Here is a 15,361-nt window from a genome sequence, read left to right on the forward strand (position 1 = left end):
TCTAGTCAAGATGTGAACGGGCCCGATACGCTGGGCCACATGGCATCGGTGACCCGGAAACCGCAGGCCAACCGCGAGGAGCGGCGCGGCCAGATCGAGCGGCAGCTGCTGGACGCCACCGATCGGTTGATGGCCGACGGCACGAGCTTCACCGAACTCAGCGTGGACCGGCTGGCCACCGAGGCAGGAATCTCGCGGGCCAGCTTCTACATCTACTTCGAAGACAAGGGCCACCTGCTGCGCCGGCTGGCCACCCAGGTGTTCGCCGATCTCGCCTGCGCCGCTCAGCGCTGGTGGGAAGTGGCCGAGCGCACCGATCCTGCCGACGTCTACGCCGCCATGGCCGGCATCATCGCGAGCTACCGACGCCACCAGCCGGTACTCATCGCGCTCAACGAGATGTCGGGTTATGACCCCGTGGTCGGCGAAACCTATCGCGAGCTGCTCGTCGGGATCGCCGCCCAGCTGACTCGCGTCATCGAAGCCGGGCAGGCCGCAGGGACCATCCGTGCCCAGCTACCCGCCCAGACGACCGCCAGCACGCTGACCTGGATGGTGGAACGCACCTGCCACCAGAACCTGCCGTCACAGCCCGCCTCCTACGATGCCGAGCTCGCCCGCACGCTGACCGACATCATCTGGGGTGCGCTCTATCTCCGCGCCCCCAAGCTGTGATTTGTGCACCGCTCGTAACGGCCAGCGTTACCGGAGGTGCACAAATCGCTAGAGCGCGACCAGATCGTCGGCGTGTACCGCTGGCCGGCGCATCTCGACCGGCAGATCCCGGGTGGATCGGCCCATCATGGTCGCCAGCTCCGATGCCTCGTAGGCGACGACACCGCGGGCGACCGTCGGCCCGTCGGGCGCACGTAGATCGACCACGTCACCACCGTGGAACCGGCCGGACACCTGGGTGATCCCGGCGGGCAGCAGCGACCGGCGCTGTTGGATGACGGCCCGCACCGCGCCGTCGTCGAGGGTGAGCGCCCCCGCGGACTCGGCGGCATAGCGAACCCAGAAACGCCGCGCCGACATCCGTTCGGAGCGCGGAGCGAACACGGTGCCCACCGATGCATCACGCAGTGCCGCAGCGGCATCGGCCGCCGCGGCCAACAGCACAGGCACGCCTGCATCTGCGGCCAACAAGGCCGACGACAGCTTCGAGGCCATCCCGCCGGTTCCGAGGTGACTCCCCCGGCCTGCGACGACGCCGTCCAGATCGCCCTCCGCGGAGACCTCAGGGATGAAGCGCGCGTTACCTTTTCGCGGATCCGAGTCGTAGAGCCCGTCGATGTCGGACAACAACACCAGCGCGTCGGCGCCGACCAGTTGCGCCACCAGCGCCGAGAGCCGGTCGTTATCGCCGAACCGGATCTCGTTGGTCGCCACAGTGTCGTTCTCGTTGACGATCGCCACCGCGTGCAGCGCCCGCAACCGGTCCAGGGTGCGCTGGGCGTTGTTGTGCTGCACCCGCATCGAGATGTCGTGGGCGGTCAGCAACACCTGACCGACAGTCCGGTTGTAGGCCGCGAACGCCGTGTTCCACGCGTTGATCAACGCCACCTGACCGACGCTGGCGGCGGCCTGTTTGGTGGCGAGATCCGTGGGACGCTTGCTCAACCGCAGAGGCTCGATGCCTGCGGCAATAGCGCCTGAGGACACGATCACCACGTCCGAGCCGGCCTTCATCCGGCCCTCGATGGCCTCGACGAGGTACGCCAGGCGGGCCGCGTCGAACACCCCGGTGGGCGTGGTGAGCGCGGTGGTTCCGATCTTGACGACGACGCTGCGCGCGGTGCGGATCGCCTCCCGGTGAGCGGAGGGTGCCCCCGTCACTCGTCGTCGCTTCCGGGCTTGCGTCGCTCACGACGCGCAGCCTTGCGCTCAGCAGCTCCGACGCGCTCGGTCTGCTCCAACCGGATGTCGGTGCCTCGACCGGTCAGCGGCATATCGATACCTGCCGGGGTCTGCGGCTCCCAGTCGAAGGTCATGTCACCGATGGTCACCGCACAACCCGGCCGCGCGCCGAGCTTGAACAGTTCGTCCTCGACACCGAGCCGGGCCAGCCGGTCACCGAGGTAGCCGACGGCCTCGTCGTTGGTGAAATCGGTCTGCGCAATCCAGCGTTCGGGGCGCACACCGCGAACGATGAAGCCACCCTGCCCGTCGGAGGTCACGGTGAACCCGCTCTCATCGATGGCGATGGGCCGGATCACCGGGCGTCGCGGTGCGATCTCGGGCTGCGCGTCGCGGTAGGCCTTCACCATGTCCCACAACGCAAAGGTCAAGGGGCGCAAGCCCGCACGGCTCACGGTCGACACCTCGAACACAGGCCAGCCGAACCGGCGGGCCACCTCGTCGCGCACGAAGTCGGCGAGCTCGTGCGCGTCGGGAACGTCGATCTTGTTGAGCACCACCGCCCGTGGCCGCGAGGCCAGGTCCCCCAGAGTCGAATCGCCTTGCAGCGTCGGGGTATACGCGGCCAGCTCGGCCTCGAGCGCCTCGATGTCGGAGATCGGGTCGCGGCCGGGTTCCATTGTGGCGCAGTCCACGACGTGCACGAGCACCGCGCAGCGTTCGATGTGCCGCAGGAATTCGAGGCCCAGCCCGCGTCCTTCGGACGCGCCGGGGATGAGACCGGGCACATCGGCCACCGTGAAGGTGTGGTCGCCGGCTGACACCACGCCGAGATTGGGCACCAACGTCGTGAACGGATAGTCGGCGATCTTCGGCTTGGCGGCCGAGATCGCTGACACCAGTGAGGATTTGCCTGCCGACGGGAAACCGATCAGACCGACATCGGCAACGGTCTTGAGTTCGAGGGTGAGATCGCGGGCCTGGCCCTTCTCCCCGAGGAGTGCGAAGCCGGGGGCCTTGCGGGCCCGGGACGCCAATGCGGCGTTGCCCAGGCCGCCCCGCCCGCCCGCGGCGGCTTCGAAACGACTACCCGCACCGACGAGGTCGGCGAGCATCCGGCCGTCTTCGTCGAGAACAACGGTGCCGTCGGGTACGCGGACTTCGAGATCGGCGCCCGCTGCGCCATCACGGTTGCTGCCTGCGCCCTGCTTACCGGAGGGTGCCGCGACATGCGGATGAAAGTGGAAGTCCAGCAGGGTGTGCACCTGCGGGTCCACAACGAGGATGACGCTGCCGCCACGACCACCGTTGCCGCCGTCAGGGCCACCGAGGGGTTTGAATTTCTCGCGGTGCACCGAAGCACACCCATTGCCGCCGTTACCGGCCCGCGCGTGGATGACGACGCGGTCGACAAACCGGGACATCGGACATCCTCTCCGTCGAATGTGAAGCTATCGCGATATCTCAGTCGAGAACTCGCAGCTGCTTCACATTCGCGGAGAATCCTCGATGTCTCAGGCCTCCGGGCGCGCCACGGGAACGATGTTCACGTTCTTGCGGCCACGCTTGGAGCCGAACTCCACGGCACCGGGGGCCAGCGCGAACAGCGTGTCGTCGCCACCACGGCCGACGTTCACGCCCGGGTGGAAGTGGGTGCCACGCTGACGGACGATGATCTCGCCCGCCTTGACGACCTGGCCGCCGAAGCGCTTGACGCCGAGCCGCTGTGCTGCGGATTCCCGGCCGTTACGAGAGCTGGAAGCGCCCTTTTTGTGTGCCATTTAAATGTCCCTCGCCCTGTGCTGTCTGTTCTTCGCCTGACGGCTCATCACTTGATGCCGGTGACCTTGAGCACAGTCAGCTGCTGACGGTGCCCCTGGCGCTTGTGGTAGCCGGTCTTGTTCTTGAACTTGTGGATACGGATCTTGGGGCCCTTGGTGTGCTCCAGAACCTCGCCGGTCACGGCGACCTTGGCCAGGTCGTCGGCCTTGCTCGTGACCTTGGCACCGTCGACCACCAGCGCGACCGGCAGCGACACAGACGCGCCAGGCTCGGCGTCGAGCTTCTCAACCTTCACCACGTCACCGGCTGCAACCTTGTACTGCTTGCCGCCGGTCTTGACGATTGCGTATGTCGCCATCGTGTCCTCTGCTGTGCGGGCGCGCGCTACCGGACGGTGCGTGCGCGGGTCTTGGGTGGCGGGGGTACCCCGCCGTCACCGGCCTGCGACTGCAGACACTGGCGACAACTGGTCAAGGGTACGTGACCAGCGGGTAGAGGGTCAAACCGCCCGGACACCCCTGCTACTCATGGGTGGGCGGACCCGCAGGTCGGGCCGCTGCCCGGCGACGCGGCCGCCGAGCGACGGTGATCACCTGCGGAAGTTCGACCTCGTGGTCGTCCTCGTCGTCGGAGTCGTCATCGGAGTCGTCATCGATGACCTCGATGTCATCGTCGATGTCGACTTCCTCGTCATCGGAGTCCAGGTCGATCTCGTCCTCGTCCGACTCTTCCTCTTCGTCGGAGTCGTCCTCGTCGGAGTCCTCATCCTCGTCGGAGTCAGCGTCGTCGTCCTCATCAGAGTCAACGTCGTCTTCGTCGTCCGAGTCCTCGTCATCCGTGTCCTCGTCATCGAGGTCTTCCTCGGCGGTCTCCCGAGCCACCTGCTCAGCGGTGTCGTCGCCGTGGGCAGTCTCGACAACGCCGTCCTCGGTGCTCTCGAGCTCGTCGAGTTCCTTGGCGTGCTCATCGTGCTCATCGTGCTCGTCGTCATGATGGCGACCGTTGGCCGCGGCCATGGCCTTGAACATCGGGTGCTCGCCGGCCGGATGGTCGGGCACCTTGACGACCGGCACGTCTTCGGGCTTGCCGGTCTTCTTGCCACGCTTACTGCGCCGTCCACCGCCGGCGGCGGGCTCGGACTTGCGCCCGCTGCCGCCTGCCGACACGGAGTCGACCGGGTCGCCGTGCAACACGATCCCGCGGCCACCGCAGTGCGTGCACGACGTGGAGAACGCCTCGATCAGCCCGGTGCCCAACCGCTTTCGCGTCAACTGCACCAGGCCCAGCGAGGTCACCTCGGAGACCTGATGGCGTGTGCGGTCACGGGCCAGCGCCTCGGTCAGCCGCCGGAGTACCAGGTCGCGGTTGGACTCCAGCACCATGTCGATGAAGTCGATCACGACGATGCCGCCGATATCGCGCAGCCGCAGCTGCCGGACGATCTCCTCAGCGGCTTCCAGGTTGTTGCGGGTGACGGTCTGTTCGAGGTTGCCGCCCGAGCCGGTGAACTTGCCCGTGTTGACGTCGACGACGGTCATCGCCTCGGTGCGGTCGATGACCAGGGTGCCACCCGAGGGCAGCCACACCTTGCGGTCCATGGCCTTGGCCAACTGCTCGTCGATGCGGTGCACGGCGAACACGTCCGGGCCGGACCCGCCGTCCACGCCGCCGGCCTCGTACTTGGTCAACCGGCCCATCAGATCGGGGGCCACGGTGTTGACGTAGGAGTTGATGGTGTTCCAGGCGTCGTCGCCGGACACGATCAAACCGGAGAAGTCTTCGTTGAACAGGTCGCGGATGACCTTCACGAGCACATCGGGTTCCTCGTAGAGGGCGACGGCGGCGCCGGCCTTCTTCCCGGTGATCTCTGCGGCCTTGGCCTCGATCCCTGCCCAGCGCTCCTGGAGCCGGTTCACGTCAGAGCGGATGTCGTCTTCGCTGACGCCTTCGGAGGCGGTGCGGATGATCACGCCGGCATCGGCGGGGACCACCTCACGCAGGATCTCCTTGAGGCGCTGCCGCTCGGTGTCGGGCAGCTTACGGCTGATGCCGGTCGAAGACGCCCCAGGGACGTAGACCAGATAGCGCCCGGCCAGCGACACCTGCGTGGTGAGCCGTGCTCCCTTGTGCCCGACCGGGTCTTTGCTGACCTGGACGACGACGTAGTCGCCGGGCTTGAGGGCCTGCTCGATCTTGCGCTGCGCGCCGCCGAGGCCGGCGGCCTCCCAGTTGACCTCGCCCGCGTAGAGCACGCCGTTGCGGCCGCGACCGATGTCGACGAACGCAGCCTCCATCGAGGGCAGCACGTTCTGCACGATGCCGAGGTAGATGTTGCCGACCAACGATGCCGAGGCGGCAGAGGTCACAAAGTGCTCGACCACCACGCCGTCTTCGAGCACCGCGATCTGGGTGTAGCGGGCACCTTCGTGCGGCGGCTCGGTGCGGACCTTGTCGCGAACGATCATGGTGCGCTCGACGGCCTCACGGCGCGCCAGGAATTCGGCTTCACTCAGGATCGGCGGACGGCGCCGGCCGGCGTCGCGGCCGTCACGTCGGCGCTGGCGCTTGGCCTCCAGCCGGGTCGACCCGGAAATGCCCTGGATCTCGGATTCGTCTCCTGCGGACTTGTCCGACCGCTCGGCACGCGGAGCCCGCTCATGCACGACGGTGTTGGGCGGGTCGTCGGGCGACGCGCTGTCCTCGGAATCACCCGAGCCGGTCTTGCGGCGCCGGCGGCGACGACGCCTGCGGGTGCCTGCGTCGGTGCCGGTGCTGTCCTCGTCGCCGCCTTCGTCGGAGTCATCGGACTCGTCGTCGGAGTCATCGGACTCGGCCTGATCGTCGCCGGGCTCGGCCTCGCCTTCCGACTCCGGGCCGTTGTCGTCGCTCTGTTCACCACGGCCGCGACCCCGGCCCCGGCGACCGCGGCGACGTCGGCGTGCGGCGGGCCGGTCAGCCTGGTCGTCGTCGGAATCGCCATCGGAATCACTGTCGGCGGACGCATCGAAGTCGTCGTCCTCGTCGTCGGTGTCGACGGGTTCGAAAACGATCGGCTGCGGGGCGACGAACAGCGGCAGGTAGTCCGCGCGTTCGGTGTGCGGCTCACGCGCCGGGGGGATGTTCGCGGTCTCCAGGATCAGCCGGGACTCGGGTTCGTCACCCACCACGACAGCCTCGACACGGATGGCTTCCGGTTCCGGCTCAGGTTCCGCTGCCGCGGGCTCCGGCTCGGATGCCGACTGCTCGGGCTCCGGCTCGGATGCCACGGGCGGGGACTCGGCGGGCGGTTCCGATTCCGCCGCCGGTTCCGATTCCGGCGCGACGGGCGCAGGGGATGTCTCGGGCACCGTGAAGGACTCGGTCACCGCCACCGGTTCGACGGACTCGACCACAACGGCCTCGACCACAACGGCCTCGACCACGCTAGGTTGGACCTCGGACTCAGCCGGGGCCAAGACCGCGCGGACCCGCTCGGCGTCAGCTTTGTTGACGGTCGAGTGCGCACTGCGGTGGCGTCCGTCGAACTCGGCGAGCGCGTCGAGCACCCGCCGGCTGGTGGTACCGAGCACTCGGGCGAGCGAATGGACCCTCAGGCGTTCTGGGAGTCCGTCCTGCTGCGGAGTCTGGGTGGATTGGTCTTCGGTATGGGCATCTTCGGCCACGTATTCTCCTCAAGCCCCCGGGCGCGTCTTGGCGACGCGGCCACGCGAGGGCTTCCGCTATGGGCCCGGGATACTTCACCCGGACATGTTGTGGTCTCGCTCCGGGCGGCTCAATGGTGAACGCACCCGGTGCCTGGCTGAATGATGGCTGGACGGTCGGCGCCGCACCGGCTGGCGGTGGTCGCGCTCGTCGAAGTCTTCATCCGGGCGTCCAGCCTCGGTTGAGGCTGGCTACCCGCGACCAGTATCCCACATCACTGCGGCTGTACCGACCAGACCGCGTGAGGAGTTACTCCCCGGCAGATTCTCCGGGGAACCAAAGGGCGATCTCACGGGCCGCCGACTCCAGCGAATCCGAGCCGTGCACCAGGTTGTCCTGGGTCACCAGGGCCAGGTCGCCACGGATCGTGCCCGGCACGGCCTTCTCCACCGGATCGGTGCCACCGGCCAATTGCCGGAACGCAGCCACCGCGCGGGGGCCCTCGACGATCGCAGCGACCACGGGGCCGGACGTGATGAATTCGAGCAGCGAACCGAAGAACGGCTTCTCCGCATGCTCGGCGTAGTGCTGCCGCGCCAGCTCATCGCTGACGTTCTTCAACTCCAGGGCCGCCAGGGTCAGGCCCTTGCGTTCGATCCGGCCGATGATCTCCCCGACCAGGTGGCGCTCTACGCCGTCGGGCTTGATCAACACGAGGGTCCGCTCAGTCACGGCGCACAGCGTACCGGCCGCCGTTCAGGCGATCGTCGCCACTCCCGTATCCAGGCTGTAGTACGCGGTGACGACCTTGACCGCACCGGAATTCATCCGGTCACGGATCACCGATGTCGCCACGATCGCGTCCTTCGAGAGCTCGGCATTGGCCCGCACAGTGTTGTCCAGAAGGTCGCCCTGACGCTGCTCGGCGACGGTGATGGCCGGGGTGATCGCCGAGACCAACGCGTGCATATCTTCTTCCGGCGCTTTGTGGTCCTGGACCGTCTTGAGCGTCGCCGACACCGCACCGCAGCTCTGGTGGCCCATGACGACCACCAGAGGGGCGCCCAGATGCGCGACGCCGTACTCGATGCTGTCCAGCAACGCGGCGTCGACGATGTTGCCTGCGACGCGCGCGACGAAAAGGTCGCCGAGACCCTGATCGAAGATCACCTCCGGCGGCAGCCGGGAGTCCGAGCAGCTGAGGACCACCGCGAACGGCTGCTGGGACTTCGACAGAGAGAGCCGACTGGCCGGATCCCGGTTCGGGTTACGCATCTGGGCGTCGACGAACCTGCGGTTGCCGTCACGCAATTGCTGCAGCGCCACGTCGGGGTTGGAGATCACCGGCCGCGGGGACTCGGTGACGAACACCTCCCCCGGCGGAACGGTCACAGTGTCGGCGCCGCCTTCGGATGCGGGCTTGCCGCAGCCTGCCAGCGCTGTTGCCGCACCGACGCCGACGAGCCCGAGCCAGCGGCGTCGTGAAAATGTGAGGTCCATCGCACCACTCCCGTCGCCGACGTCAATAACTGACAATCATCGGCGCCCGGTGGCGGTGTCGTCAGCTTTCCGTCGAATCCTGCTGGCCGGGCAGCAGGCCGCGGTCCTGGCGTCGTTTCACCTCGCCACGTAGGTACAGGATCAACAGCCAGACCAACAGGAACACCAGGCCGATGAAGCCGATCCCGGCGTGGATCACCACCCCGGCGATCACCACGAACTGCAGTGCCAGATTGACCCAGAGCGCCCATGGCCTGCCCTGCATGCCTGCCATCAGGATGAGGACCACCGCCAAGCCGACCAGGTAGCCCCCGGACCACACGGTCAGCCCGGCGCCTGTTGCGACGACCGGCAGGGCCAGCAGCACGACGATGGCTTCGAGGATCAGGGTTCCGGCCATGACGCCGCGGAAGCTCTTCCACGGATCAGGTGGCGTACTCACTGTGGGTCCTTCCCGAAGAGGGTCCGGGCGGCTCCGGCCGTCACCACCGAACCGGTGATCACCATGCCAGCCCCGGACAGGCCCTCGCCCTCGGCTCCGGCGTCCTCGACCAGGGCGGTGGCGATTTCGATGGCGTCGGGCAAGGTGGCCGCCGTGATCACCCGGTCCTGGCCGAAACGCTCCTCGGCGCGCTGCGCCAGCGACTCGACGTCCAGAGCGCGCGGCGAGCCGTTGTGGGTCACCACAAGCTGATCGAACGCCGGCTCAAGCGCCGTCAAGATGCCGTCGACGTCCTTGTCGGCCAGCACCGACACCACACCCACCAGGTAGCGGAAGTCGAATTCCTCACGGAGCGCCTCCACCAGCGCCTGCGCCCCGGCGGGATTGTGGGCGGCATCGATGAAAACCGTTGGTGCACTGCGCATCCGCTCCAGCCGGCCGGGACTGCGGACGGCCGCGAAACCGGCCCGCACCGCGTCGATGTCGAGTTGCCGGTCAGCACCGGCACCGAAAAACGCCTCGACCGCCGCCAGCGCGACCACCGCGTTGTGCGCCTGGTGTTCGCCGTGCAGCGGCAGGAAGATGTCCGAGTACACCCCGCCCAGGCCCTGCAGTTCCAGCACCTGGCCACCGATGGCGACCTGACGACCCAGCACCGCGAACTCCGAGTTCTCCCGCGCCACCGCAGCGTCCGCGCGCACCGTCTCGGCCAGCAGCACCTCCATCGCCTCGGGCGGCTGCTGGGCGATGACTGCGACAGTGTCGGTAGGCACCAGATCATCGGGCTGGCGGGTGATGATCCCGGCCTTCTCCCCCGCGATCTCGGCAAGCGTGTCACCGAGGTAGTCGGTGTGGTCGAGGCCGATCGGCGTGATCACCGCGACAGGCGCGTTGACGACGTTGGTGGCGTCCCATCGGCCGCCCATACCGGTCTCGATGACAGCGACGTCCACCGGCGCGTCGGCAAACGCCGCGAAAGCCATCGCCGTGAGCACTTCGAACTTGCTCATCTTCGGCCCGCCCGCCGCTTCGGACTGCTGATCGACGAGCAGGACGAACGGCTCGATCTCGCGGTAGGTCTCCACGTAGGTTGCGGGCGAAATAGGTTTGCCGTCAATGGAAATCCGCTCCACCGCGGACTGCAGGTGCGGGCTCGTGGTACGCCCGGTCCGCCGGTGCAATGCGGTCAGCAGGGCGTCGATGATCCGACATACCGAGGTTTTGCCGTTGGTGCCCGCAACGTGGATGGACGGGTACGCCCGCTGCGGTGAACCCAGCAACTCCAGCAGCGCGACGATGCGGGTGGTGCTTGGTTCGAGTTTGGTCTCCGGCCACCGCTGGTCGAGCAGGTGCTCGACCTGAAGCAACGCGGCGATCTCGTCGGGCGACGGAATCGGGTCAGTCCCCGGATCCGTCATTTGAGCCCGGCCAGGCGCGCGGTGATGCGTTCGACCTCCTCGGTAGCCACCTGCTGGCGGCCACGGATCTTGTCGACCACCTCGGCGGGCGCCTTGGCCAGGAACGCGTCGTTGCCGAGTTTGGCTGCGGTGGTGGCCATTTCCTTCTGCGCGACGGCCAGGTCCTTTTCCAGCCGGCGCCGTTCGGCCGCGACGTCGACGGTGCCTGACGTGTCGACCTCGACCACGACGGTGGTCTGCGACAGGCGCACCTCGACGGCCGCCGACGGCGTGAACCCGTCACCGGCTTCGGTCAGCCAGGCCAGCGACGTGATGGCCGGCAGCTGCTCGGAAAGCTCCGCGGCGGCGATGTCGGACAACCGTGCCGGAACCTTCTGCCGATCGGCCAGCCCCTGATCGCTGCGGAACCGCCGCACCTCGGTGATGAGCTTCTGCATATCGGTGATGCGTTGGGTGGCAACAGAATCCGGGGCGAAACCGGACGGTTGCGGCCAGGCCGCGATCACTGCCGACTCGCCACCGGTCAGCGTCTTCCACAGCGTCTCGGTGACGAACGGCATCACCGGATGCAGCAACTTGAGCAGCGTGTCGAGAACTGCCGCGAGCACCGCCGTGGTGTGCGGCAAACCGCCGAAGATCTGCACCTTGGCCAGTTCCACGTACCAGTCGCAGAACTCGTCCCACGCGAAGTGATACAGCGCCTCGCAGGCCCGGCTGAACTGATAGGAGTCGAGCGCTTCGTCGACCTCGGCACGGACCTCTTCCAACCGGCCGAGAATCCAGCGGTCGGCGTCGGTCAACTCGGCCGCGGGTGGCAGAGCCGCGGGGGCGGCGCCGTTCATCAGCGCGAACCGGGTCGCATTGAACAGCTTGGTGGCGAAGTTACGTGAGGCGCGGGCGTGGTCCTCGCCGATGGACAGGTCACCGCCGGGGCTCGCGCCGCGCGCGAGGGTGAACCGCAACGCGTCGGCGCCGAACTTCTCCACCCACTCGAGCGGATCGATGCCGTTGCCGCGCGACTTGCTCATCTTGCGGCCGAACTCGTCGCGAATCAGGCCGTGCAGGAACACATTTTCGAAGGGCACCTGGCGGCCACGCTTGCCCTCGAGCGTGATCGCCGGGTCACCGCCGACGAACGTCCCGAACATCATCATCCGGGCCACCCAGAAGAACAGGATGTCGTATCCAGTGACCAGCACGCTGGTGGGATAGAACTTGGCCAGCTCGGCCGTGTGGTCGGGCCACCCCATGGTCGAGAACGGCCACAGCGCCGACGAGAACCAGGTGTCGAGCACATCAGGGTCCTGCTCCCAGCCTTCCGGCGGGGTCTCATCGGGTCCGACGCACACGGTCTCGCCGTTCGGGCCGTGCCAGATGGGGATGCGGTGGCCCCACCACAGCTGCCGCGAGATACACCAGTCGTGCATGTCGTCGACCCACGCGAACCACCGCGGCTCCAGGCTCGGCGGGTGGATCACGGTGTCGCCGCCGCGCACCGCGTCCCCGGCGGCTTTGGCCAGGCTCTCGACCTTGACCCACCACTGCAGCGAGAGTCGCGGTTCGATCGGCTCGCCGCTGCGCTCCGAATGCCCCACGCTGTGCAGGTAGGGCCTCTTCTCCGCGACGATCCGGCCCTGCTCGGCCAAGGCCTCGCGCACCTTGACGCGCGCCTCGAATCGATCCATCCCGTCGAATTGCGTTCCCGTGTCGGCGATCCGGCCCTTGGTGTCCATGATGGTCGGCATCGGCAGCTGGTGCCGCAGGCCGATCTCGAAGTCGTTCGGATCGTGCGCGGGCGTGACTTTGACTGCGCCCGTGCCGAATTCGGGATCGACGTGGGTGTCGGCGACGATGATCATGTCGCGGTCGGTGAACGGGTGCGGCAATGTGGTGCCGACCAGATGGCGGTAGCGCTCGTCGTCGGGGTGCACGGCAATCGCGGTGTCGCCCAGCATGGTTTCGACACGGGTGGTGGCCACCACGATGTGCGGCTCGTCGTCGCTCATCGAGCCGTACCGGAACGACACGAGTTCGCCCTCGACGTCCTCGTACTTGACCTCGAGATCGCTGATCGCGGTCTCCAGCACCGGCGACCAGTTCACCAGCCGCTCGGCCTGGTAGATCAGCCCGGCGTCGAACAGGCGCTTGAAGATCGTGCGGACCGCACGGGACAGGCCGTCGTCCATGGTGAACCGGTCGCGGCTCCAGTCAACGCCGTCGCCGATGCGGCGCATCTGGGCGCCGATGGTGCCGCCGGACTCGCGCTTCCAGTCCCACACCTTCTCGATGAACTCTTCGCGGCCGAAGTCTTCCTTCGTCTTGCCGTCGGTGGCGAGCTGCTTCTCGACCAGGGTCTGGGTGGCGATGCCGGCGTGGTCCATGCCAGGCAGCCACAGCACTTCGTAGCCCTGCATCCGCTTACGCCGGGTCAGCACGTCCATCAGGGTGTGGTCGAGGGCATGGCCCATGTGCAGGCTGCCGGTCACGTTCGGCGGCGGCAGCACGATCGAGTAGGCAGGTTTGTCACTCGTGGCGTCGGCGGTGAAGTAACCGGCATCCACCCAGCCCTGGTACAGCTCGGCTTCTACCGCACCCGGCTCCCAGGACTTGGGAAGGGCGTCGGCGCGGTTGTCAGGGGTGGAGGTCACCGCGCCATTCTAGGAAGGTGTGACCCGGATACGCTAAAGCCCCCGACGCCGCTGTATTCGCTGGCGACGGGGGCGTGCGCGGAAAAGGATCTCCGGAGCTACTTCTTGCCGCCCAGCAGACCGCCGAGGATCTCGCCGATGGCGTTGCCCTGGCCTCCGCCACCACCGAGCACGCTGCCGAGGATGCTGCCCAGCGGATTGTTCGCGGCACCGCCTCCACCACCGGCGCTCGCCCCGCCCAGGATGCTGCCGAGGATGTCACCGAGCCCGCCGCCGGATGCCTGGGCAGCAGGTTCGGCAGGCGCGTTCTTCTGGGCGAACTGCTTGCCGATGTAGGCCAGCACGATCGGGGTCAGGATCGGCAGCAGCTTCTTGATGAGGTCTCCACCGCCGGCACCTGCGCCGGCCAGCGCCGAGGCCACCTGACCGCTGTCGTTGCCGCCGAAGATGTGAGCGACCATCTGGTCGCCCTCCTTCTGGTCGACGTCGTCGACCTTCACGCCGCCGTCGAGCAGACCACTGGCACCCTGCGCGGTGACGGCGGACTCCAGGTTGCTCGAGTCGATGTTGTCGGCTTGCACGTTCTGCTGCACGCCGCCGACGAGCGCGGGAACCAGCGTCTTGATGGCGTTGTTCACCTCGCCTTCGTCGGCGCCCAGCTTGTTCGCAATCTCCGCGACGGGAATCTGTGCGAAGAGGTCGTTCAGATCGGCCATATTGTTCCCACCTTCGTTGCTGGCGTTGATGAATTCCTCGCCGCCGACCCTAGTCGAATTGATCTTGTTACACAGGTGTTCCGCGCGCCCCGATCAATTCGGCTCAGGTCAGGGCGGTGGTCTCCAATTGCACGTCGGCAGCGGGGAATCGGGCCAGCAGGGCATCCCCCATCGCGGCCGCCGGAGTGAGCACGCCGCGCAGGTCGGACAGCTTGTCGCGATCCAGCGCCAAGGCCAGCCCGCATTCGCCGAGCAGCACCGCGGTGGCCTGGTATCCGGGGTCGCCCTGCTGGGCCATCGACGCCACGTAGCGCGCACCGGAGGACGTCGTCGTGTACGTCTCGACGCGGTAGTGCCCACGCTTGCGGGCTTGTTCGCTGGGGCCGGTGCCCGGCTTGGGCGCCAACCGTTCGACGAGTGCGGCGGGCAGCCGGTCGAAGTACCGGCTGCCCAGCCCGAAGGCCACGGCGGTGGAGCCGGTGAGTGCGGCGGCCGCCAGCGGCGCGGCCACCGACCGGCCCAGGCTCATCTGCTCGGTATAGGCGAACCGGCGGCCGTAGGCGTAATCCAGGAGCGCGTTGCTGCGCCGCACGATTCGGGTGTTCGGCCCCGCCATCGCGAACGCACCGGTCCAGTAGCCCGCGAGCTCCGGCGCGATCTCGCCACCCCTGCGCCACCGGAGGTCGGGCTGGCCGCCGAGTTCCGGCTCGGCAGCACGGTCGGGGCTCAGCGTGTACGGGTCGTTCATCAGCTGCCGGGCTTGCGGATCCCGCGACGACGTCCGCATGAACTCCATCATCGAGGCCACCGTGCCGCCCGACACGCCTCCGGCGAACGTACGCACCACCAGATCGGTGTCGCCGAGCTGACCCGCACTGTCGGCCGCGGCCCGCCGGTACAACGCGTAGGTGGTGAGATCCGATGGGACGGAATCGAATCCGCACGAATGCACGATGCGGGCGCCGGTGTCTAGCGCTTGCTTGTGAAACTGGTCGATGCTCTCGTGGATGAACATCGTCTCGCCCGTGAGATCGGCGTAGTCGGTTCCGGCCGCGGCACACGCCGCCACCAACGGCAGGCCGTATTTCGTGTAGGGCCCGACGGTGGTCACCACAACCTGGGTTCGGGCGGCCATCGCCTCGAGAGTGGACGGTGCCGACGCGTCGGCGGCGAGCAGCGGCCAATCCCGGGCCTGCCCGCCGAGGCCGTCACGGACCGCCCGCAACCTTTCCTCCGACCGGCCTGCCAGGGCGATTCGCGCCTCCGCACCGGCCCGGGCCAGGTATTCGGCGGTGAGCTTGCCGGCGAACCCGGTCGCCCCGTACAGCACCAGATCGAACTCACGCTGGGTCATCC

Annotated in this window: 13 protein-coding genes; 1 reads left to right on the top strand and 12 read right to left on the bottom strand. The window is 67.7% G+C overall.

The genetic code is table 11. The features are described 5' to 3' along the window. Positions 1 to 39: 39 nt before the first annotated feature. The gene (locus A5784_RS04285; protein ID WP_064942646.1) at positions 40 to 675 is read left to right on the top strand and encodes a TetR/AcrR family transcriptional regulator; all 636 of its coding nucleotides are present in this window, start codon (positions 40 to 42) and stop codon (positions 673 to 675) included. A 48-nt stretch (positions 676 to 723) separates the two neighbouring features. Here the strand turns inward: A5784_RS04285 and proB are convergent, their stop codons facing one another. The 12 genes from proB to A5784_RS04345 all read right to left on the bottom strand — a co-directional run bounded on the left by proB (position 724) and on the right by A5784_RS04345 (position 15,359). Then, positions 724 to 1,836 (bottom strand): glutamate 5-kinase, encoded by a 1,113-nt coding sequence (gene proB, locus A5784_RS04290; RefSeq protein WP_064942648.1) that lies wholly within the window; start codon positions 1,834 to 1,836, stop codon positions 724 to 726. Continuing rightward, the gene (obgE, locus tag A5784_RS04295; protein ID WP_064942650.1) at positions 1,833 to 3,281 is read right to left on the bottom strand and encodes a GTPase ObgE; all 1,449 of its coding nucleotides are present in this window, start codon (positions 3,279 to 3,281) and stop codon (positions 1,833 to 1,835) included. Before obgE ends, proB begins: the two co-directional genes overlap by 4 nt. 90 nt (positions 3,282 to 3,371) lie before the next feature. Further along, positions 3,372 to 3,638: a 50S ribosomal protein L27 gene (rpmA, locus tag A5784_RS04300; RefSeq protein ID WP_064942652.1), complete on the bottom strand. Its 267-nt coding sequence runs from the start codon at positions 3,636 to 3,638 to the stop codon at positions 3,372 to 3,374. Positions 3,639 to 3,685: 47 nt separating this feature from the next. Then, positions 3,686 to 3,997 (bottom strand): 50S ribosomal protein L21, encoded by a 312-nt coding sequence (gene rplU / locus A5784_RS04305; RefSeq protein ID WP_029367319.1) that lies wholly within the window; start codon positions 3,995 to 3,997, stop codon positions 3,686 to 3,688. A 163-nt stretch (positions 3,998 to 4,160) separates the two neighbouring features. Next, complete coding sequence (gene rne, locus A5784_RS04310) at positions 4,161 to 7,301, bottom strand: ribonuclease E (protein WP_064942654.1); 3,141 nt, start codon at positions 7,299 to 7,301, stop codon at positions 4,161 to 4,163. A 289-nt stretch (positions 7,302 to 7,590) separates the two neighbouring features. Then, the gene (gene ndk, locus A5784_RS04315) at positions 7,591 to 8,013 is read right to left on the bottom strand and encodes a nucleoside-diphosphate kinase (protein WP_029367322.1); all 423 of its coding nucleotides are present in this window, start codon (positions 8,011 to 8,013) and stop codon (positions 7,591 to 7,593) included. A gap of 24 nt (positions 8,014 to 8,037) precedes the next feature. Next, positions 8,038 to 8,781, bottom strand: a complete 744-nt coding sequence (locus tag A5784_RS04320; RefSeq protein ID WP_064942656.1) for a carbonic anhydrase — start codon at positions 8,779 to 8,781, stop codon at positions 8,038 to 8,040. Positions 8,782 to 8,842: 61 nt separating this feature from the next. Further along, a complete protein-coding gene (locus A5784_RS04325; protein WP_232005935.1) occupies positions 8,843 to 9,181 on the bottom strand; it encodes a DUF4233 domain-containing protein in 339 nt (112 codons plus the stop codon). A gap of 38 nt (positions 9,182 to 9,219) precedes the next feature. Beyond that, on the bottom strand, positions 9,220 to 10,641 hold the full coding sequence (folC, locus tag A5784_RS04330) for a bifunctional tetrahydrofolate synthase/dihydrofolate synthase (RefSeq protein ID WP_064942660.1): 1,422 nt from the start codon (positions 10,639 to 10,641) through the stop codon (positions 9,220 to 9,222). Beyond that, a complete protein-coding gene (locus tag A5784_RS04335; protein WP_064942666.1) occupies positions 10,638 to 13,289 on the bottom strand; it encodes a valine--tRNA ligase in 2,652 nt (883 codons plus the stop codon). The genes folC and A5784_RS04335 overlap by 4 nt, the downstream gene beginning before the upstream one ends. Before the next feature lie 98 nt (positions 13,290 to 13,387). Then, entirely contained in the window at positions 13,388 to 14,005 is a 618-nt protein-coding gene (locus A5784_RS04340; RefSeq protein ID WP_064942668.1) for a DUF937 domain-containing protein, read from the bottom strand. Positions 14,006 to 14,108: 103 nt separating this feature from the next. Then, positions 14,109 to 15,359 carry a saccharopine dehydrogenase family protein gene (locus tag A5784_RS04345; RefSeq protein ID WP_064942670.1) on the bottom strand — a complete coding sequence of 417 codons (1,251 nt, stop codon included), beginning with the start codon at positions 15,357 to 15,359 and terminating at the stop codon, positions 14,109 to 14,111. Positions 15,360 to 15,361: the final 2 nt, after the last annotated feature.

The sequence above is a fragment of the Mycobacterium sp. 852013-50091_SCH5140682 genome, from assembly GCF_001665685.1.
GTDB lineage: Bacteria > Actinomycetota > Actinomycetes > Mycobacteriales > Mycobacteriaceae > Mycobacterium.

Bases quoted from the DNA above. Each gene is read 5' to 3' on its own strand.
- A5784_RS04320 (WP_064942656.1), bottom strand. From the start codon at position 8,781: ATGGACCTCACATTTTCACGACGCCGCTGGCTCGGGCTCGTCGGCGTC.
- A5784_RS04285 (WP_064942646.1), top strand. From the start codon at position 40: ATGGCATCGGTGACCCGGAAACCGCAGGCCAACCGCGAGGAGCGGCGC.
- rpmA (WP_064942652.1), bottom strand. From the start codon at position 3,638: ATGGCACACAAAAAGGGCGCTTCCAGCTCTCGTAACGGCCGGGAATCC.
- obgE (WP_064942650.1), bottom strand. From the start codon at position 3,281: ATGTCCCGGTTTGTCGACCGCGTCGTCATCCACGCGCGGGCCGGTAAC.
- A5784_RS04345 (WP_064942670.1), bottom strand. From the start codon at position 15,359: ATGACCCAGCGTGAGTTCGATCTGGTGCTGTACGGGGCGACCGGGTTC.
- A5784_RS04340 (WP_064942668.1), bottom strand. From the start codon at position 14,005: ATGGCCGATCTGAACGACCTCTTCGCACAGATTCCCGTCGCGGAGATT.
- A5784_RS04325 (WP_232005935.1), bottom strand. From the start codon at position 9,181: ATGGCCGGAACCCTGATCCTCGAAGCCATCGTCGTGCTGCTGGCCCTG.
- folC (WP_064942660.1), bottom strand. From the start codon at position 10,641: ATGACGGATCCGGGGACTGACCCGATTCCGTCGCCCGACGAGATCGCC.
- rplU (WP_029367319.1), bottom strand. From the start codon at position 3,997: ATGGCGACATACGCAATCGTCAAGACCGGCGGCAAGCAGTACAAGGTT.